Origin of the sequence: Calothrix rhizosoleniae SC01 (genome assembly GCF_900185595.1) — a bacterium.
Taxonomy (GTDB): Bacteria; Cyanobacteriota; Cyanobacteriia; order Cyanobacteriales; family Nostocaceae; genus Calothrix_A; species Calothrix_A rhizosoleniae.
In genome coordinates this window covers 1-5,662 of sequence record NZ_FYBH01000314.1, presented here as the reverse complement: position 1 = coordinate 5,662, position 5,662 = coordinate 1, and the positions used below count along the sequence as shown (strand labels likewise).

Here is a 5,662-nt window from a genome sequence, read left to right as displayed (position 1 = left end):
AGATACTTTTGGTGATTCCCCAGCTATTTATCAAGAATTTTTACAACGGTCAGAAGTTTATAAAATAGCCCTTGACCCCTTGAAGGCGGATGCAGCTCTGAGGTCAATGTTGAGTGAAATTCACGCCGAGATTCTCAGCAATATTGAAATAGAATCGGTGCAGAAGCAAGGGCAAAAAATTAGTGGAATTAAACTTGTTAGAGAAGAAACCTATTTAGCCAAGCAATTTATTGACTGCACTGTGAATGCAGAATTAGCCCAAGCTGCTGGAGTCAAAAAACTCAAAGGCTTTGAAACTTTTGGCTTACCAGACTCAGAACTTGCCGTAACTTTGGTGTTTGAAACCCAAGGTTTGGACATAGAAAGGCTGAAGAATGTAGAGTATCAATATCTGAAACGTTTTACAAACCTAGCAGACACAGATGCTCAACATTGGCTCCATATTGCCGCAGATTCTGATGATGCGATCGCCCAACAACTAAGAGATAACCTCAAGGATGAACAAGGTAATCTCAAACCAATGTATGCAGGTCAAGATTATATTGATGTGCGTTCTAAAGCTTTGTCCATTGCCTACCAAGCCTTTCGGGATAAACCCTTATCTTTAGAAAAAAGTGGTGCTATTCTTGACAATGGTAATATCGCCATCCTCGATGGAGGAAGATTATCTTGGAATGCTTTTTTATATGATGTTAATGCAGATCAAGCAGAAGCATTAGCTAGGGCAAAAGCCCAACCAACCCCAGAAATGCTCCAGGAGATGGAACGGGTTATTCAGTGGTTTAAAAGTCTTGGTGCCACAGATGTAAAACCTGCTAGTGAATTATACATTCGTCATGCAGGTAATATTACTGGGGCAGTAGATCCTTTAACCGGGGCACAAATGTTAGCTGGTGGCGTACCAAATAATGAGGCATTAGGAACCTTTGGTTATCACTTTGATATTCGCGGTGGCATTGAAGGTTTAGATAGTAGAGCTGCAAGTAAGGGTCTTCCTATATTAGCAGCTATCGACCTACCCCTATTTAATATTGGTATTCAGCACGCTTTAATTAAAGACATACCCAATTTGGCAGTTGTGAGTCCAGCTTCGGGATTTGAGGGTTATGCTGCTTCTGCTGGCAGAATTGTGGAATTTAATTGTGGTGTAGGACAAGGAGTGGGAATTGCGGCGGGAATGGCACTATTTGCTAATCTCGACATGACCGATTTTTCCAACAAAAATGTGCGTAATATTCTCGTAGAGACTGGAAGGTTGCCAAAAATCTATGGGGCGACGAAAATTGCCCAAGCCCAGGAATTAGGTAATTTTGAGAGTCAAATAATTGCTTAGAGTCAGCGATAAATATGCAAGAATTGTCCATTGTAAACCTTACTATACCTTAGGGTGAGCAATGCTAGCCCTATGAAAGGGGTTGGGTGTTAGGCAATAGTAACGACTTGATCTACCGAGCTTTTTGAACGCCCGATGAAGCTGCCAAGGCGATCGCATAACAGAAAACTCGTGAGACAGAGCCAGCGCCAATAACCAAGATATCGCAGTTCATCATTAATTATCTAAAACTTATGATTCAGATCAGTTGAGTTTGCGGTAAAATTTTTAATCAACTCATCCCTGAAACTAAAACAGTGTATCATACCACCATGTCCAACAAAACTATAAAGAGAATTCTCACTTTTGGTATAGCTGTTGCGTCTTCTGTGCTTGCTTTTGCCAGTACTACTAACGTTGTCCAAGGACAAACAAATTATCGCCTCAAAACCATGTTTACGGGCAGTGATAAATGTTTGGATATCATTAATGATGCTAAGGACAATAAACCGATTATGGCTACATGTGGTAATTATTCAGGACAATTTTGGCAAATACCTAATTTTAAATAATATTCGAGTGAATTTGCAAGTATTAAATGCATGAATTTTGTGGTGAAATTCCCTTTTTTTTGGCAACTGAAGTTACTGATTCGAGTATTTCTTTATCTTGGATAATAGTCAATTGCAAGATATGTGTTACGCCGACATGGATGCAAAAAATGGCGTTGCTGAATTGAAGGGGGCTCTGGGGTTTATCATGCAGATGCTATGGGATTTGATATAACCCACTAACAGAGAAAAATTCCTTTGCAGATAATGGATGAGATTACTGAGTCATTGAAGCTGATTATGCTGACGATGGTAAATTGCAATTAATCTTGACAACCTGAAAGTTGTAAAATCTTTGTTAAATTAAACGAGCTTTGATAGCGGCTCCTCATATATTAAGTTAGGTAATCAGCATGACAGCAGTAACCCCACAGGCAACTTCCGCAGTTCCGAATTTTTGTGAAGGGATTCAATATTTCGGAGAAGCTCTACCAGACTTTGACAAATATGGTGCTACATCTGCCATCGATTCAGCTACAGGTGCGATCGCAAACTCTACAGACCCAGCCGCAGTATACCAAACTTTACTCACTGCTGATGCCCTGCGCTACCTCACCCTACAAATTACTGGTAGTAAAGCATCGGGACATCCAGGAGGGTTTGCCAGCCAAGCAGAGGCTTACGCAGCTTTAGTTATGCTAGGTTACAAAAATATTATTACGGAAGTGGGACACCACGCCCCTGGATTTTATAGTGCCATGTTTTTGGATCGTTCCCTAGAAGACATGGGTATTGATACAGTACAACAATTGCGCGATCGCTTCCGGGAACGTCATGGATTATTAGGACATCTTTCAGGATTTATCCCTGGTATTCTTGCACCTGCGGGTCCCTTAGGACAAGGACAACATTTTGCAATGGCGGCGGCGTTGTTACACAAGGATAAGCTGTTCCCCTTCACCCTGGGTGATGGTGGTTTGGGTGAACCTTACATTATGAGTGCCATGGCACACTTTAATACTGCCTATCCCCACGCCACTAATTTCTTACCTGTGTTGGTGTGGAACGGTTACAGCCAAGAACACCACAGCATGGTTTCCCTAAAAACTAATGCCCAGATGACAGCATACTGGCAAGGCAATGGTTTTGAGGAGGTGGTGTTAATTGATGCTAAGGAATTTGATGACCAAAACCAGCCAGGAGACTATGTAAACAGTACAGCCTTCTCCTTTGAAAAACGACTGGAATTTACTAAAGCTGTGCTTGCTGGGGTCGATAAAGCTGCCCGTTCCGCCCTTGGTGGGAAGTTAACAGTATTTATTATCAAACAACTCAAAGGGTCTGGTGTTCACACTACTGGTGCAAAATCTCACAATTTGTATCCGAAAGACACCTTAGACGCTCCTCACATCATTGCCGCATTAAAAGAACGAGCCTTACCCCAAGCAGCTTGGCAATTAGTGCGGAAAAACTGCGAACAAGCGGGTGGTGGTTCCGCAGCCAAGACGGTTGTCACAGAATTTGAATTACCTTTACCAGATTTAGGGGAATTACCCTTATCAGAATATACCGTGGGCGGTGATCCTAAAATTTCCACCACAGAGATGGGAAGATTGGTATCCGCAGTTGGGCAAAAAGATAGTAACTTCATTGTTACCAACGCCGATGGTAACGCCGCATCGGGTATTGGTAACATTAACCAAGCACTGAAGATTATCCACCCCACCACCGATGATATTTATAACCAAGCACCAAACGGACAGGTATACGAACCATTGAGCGAAGATGCTTGTGCGGGGTTAGCTGCTGGCTTGTCATTAATGGGTGGGCGTACCCTGTGGTGTTCCTATGAATCTTTCGCCATCAACGGTTTACCCATTTGGCAAACTGTCATCCAAGCAATGGCAGAATTACGCCGTCCTACCCCTTCTACCATTACCTTATATACTGCCGGGGCATTAGAGCAAGGGCGTAACGGTTGGACTCACCAACGCCCAGAAATTGAAGCATATTTTGCAGCGATGATGCGGAATGGGAATGTTTTCCCCTTATTCCCCCCCGATGCTAATAGTATTCAAGTTTGTTATGAATGGGCGTTGACAACTAAGAATAAGGGAATTGTAATTACTGCAAGTAAATCACCCTTACCAATTCGCACCAACTTTAACTTGACTCAGAAAGGGTTGCGGGATGGTGCAGTAACTTTACAAGAAGTTAGTGGTGGAAAGAAAGTAGTGTTTGCGGTAATTGGGGATATGACATTAATTCCCGTATTTGAAACTGCTGCTTTCTTAGAAACAGAGGGGATTGGAGTGAAAATAGTTTCTGTGATTAATCCTCGCCGTTTGTATCGTCCCGATGATACCGCTTGGGATACTTGTTCTGAACCAGATGGTGGTTTCCTTGATGACGAGAAATTCGCTGAATTGTTTGCTGGTGATGCCTTAATTGGGGTAACTGGTGGTGCAGCAGCGATGTTGGAACCAATTATGTTGCGGAGTAATTGTAGGCGGGATACCTTTGCTTGGAAGCGGGGGGAAACTACTGCAAGTGCGGGTGAATTGATGGCGTTTAATGGGATAACTGCGGAAGCTTTGACAAAACGAGCGATCGAGTTAGTGCATTAGGATTCGCATTGATTAGTTAGAAAAATATAAATTTATAACCGTAAATTTACTGTGACAATAATGTTATCTTATTGTATCTATTTGTAGATTTGCGGTTTTTATTATTGTTTTTTATGTCTTATATAAATGTAAACGTCAACTAATTTTTAATTAAAGTAGTGGCAACTCTTTGCTGTTTTAGAGGAATTGTAAGGCAGCAGTTTCGGAACTTCTCAATATACAGTGCCCTATTAACCTTCGGAATGTGGGGTGAATGGAAAAAGTGGGAAAAAGTGGGGCTAAAAGCCCCATCTATAGAAATTTGATCTCCTATGTTGTTGTGGCGATCGCCTTTGTTTTTATGTCGGGTCTAGCGATCACTGCTACCAATCACCTCACTCAAAAATTACAAACCCGGCGGCGGGAACTGTAATCAACACCGCTCTCCCATTCCGCGCCTCTACCGTCACCGACTGACCAATCTGCCCTGCATTCTTGGAGTAAATGCACTTCAATACATCCCCTGGTTGATGCAATTCATAGTCAATTGTCACCCAGGCAGTTCTGGAGTGGTCATAATCGGTGTTAATAGCCAGCAGCATTTCCTTGGTACTGAAAATCCGCGACCAAGGCACCACTGAACGAATTTGTCCCCCCATCATCTCTGGCACTCTAAAGTTAACTCCATCATTAGGGGCTGAAATTTGACGCAGATATTGACGACCCCGACGCAGGGCAATATTTTTGCGGCGAATTTCCAGGATTTTGGCGAATTCCTGGTAGACCTGACTGTCTTCATTAAAGAAATGCACGCCCCTGGTACGAAATGCCCCAAATTCACCGCCAAACATAGCTTCGCGGAGATAGCGATCATTATCCCCGTTGCCGTCAAAACACTGCTCACTGCCGTAGTAGATGCAGGGAATACCTAGGGTGAGGGCATTTAGTGCCAATACATTGTGCATGACTTTCGACGCGTCGGGATCGCCACAGAAACGAGCTTTGTGATTACCCTTCCGCACCTGATCATGGTCATCAAAGGAGGTAACTACCTTGTTGCGGAACCAGACGTGGGATTCTTTGTTGACTAGCTCCGAGTTGCGGAACAAGCTGAAGTAGTCCTTGGGATTGCGATACCCTTTCACCAGGTATTCCAACTTATCAGGGATATCATTAATTCCTAAAGCGGCACT

Annotated in this window: 3 protein-coding genes and 1 pseudogene; 3 read left to right on the top strand and 1 reads right to left on the bottom strand. The window is 43.0% G+C overall.

What is annotated here, in order from left to right:
- From CALSC_RS19240 to CALSC_RS19230, 3 genes are all read left to right on the top strand, one after another.
- On the top strand, window positions 1-1,333 hold a 1,333-nt coding region (locus CALSC_RS19240), incomplete at its 5' end, for an FAD-dependent oxidoreductase (protein ID WP_088242902.1).
- Window positions 1,334-1,644: 311 nt separating this feature from the next.
- Window positions 1,645-1,884, top strand: a complete 240-nt coding sequence (locus tag CALSC_RS26615; RefSeq protein WP_088242901.1) for a hypothetical protein — start codon at window positions 1,645-1,647, stop codon at window positions 1,882-1,884.
- Between the two features lie 392 nt (window positions 1,885-2,276).
- On the top strand, window positions 2,277-4,490 hold the full coding sequence (locus CALSC_RS19230) for a phosphoketolase family protein (protein ID WP_088242900.1): 2,214 nt from the start codon (window positions 2,277-2,279) through the stop codon (window positions 4,488-4,490).
- A 374-nt stretch (window positions 4,491-4,864) separates the two neighbouring features.
- Here the strand turns inward: CALSC_RS19230 and CALSC_RS19225 are convergent.
- Window positions 4,865-5,662 (bottom strand): annotated as a pseudogene (locus CALSC_RS19225) (hypothetical protein); the annotation flags it as partial.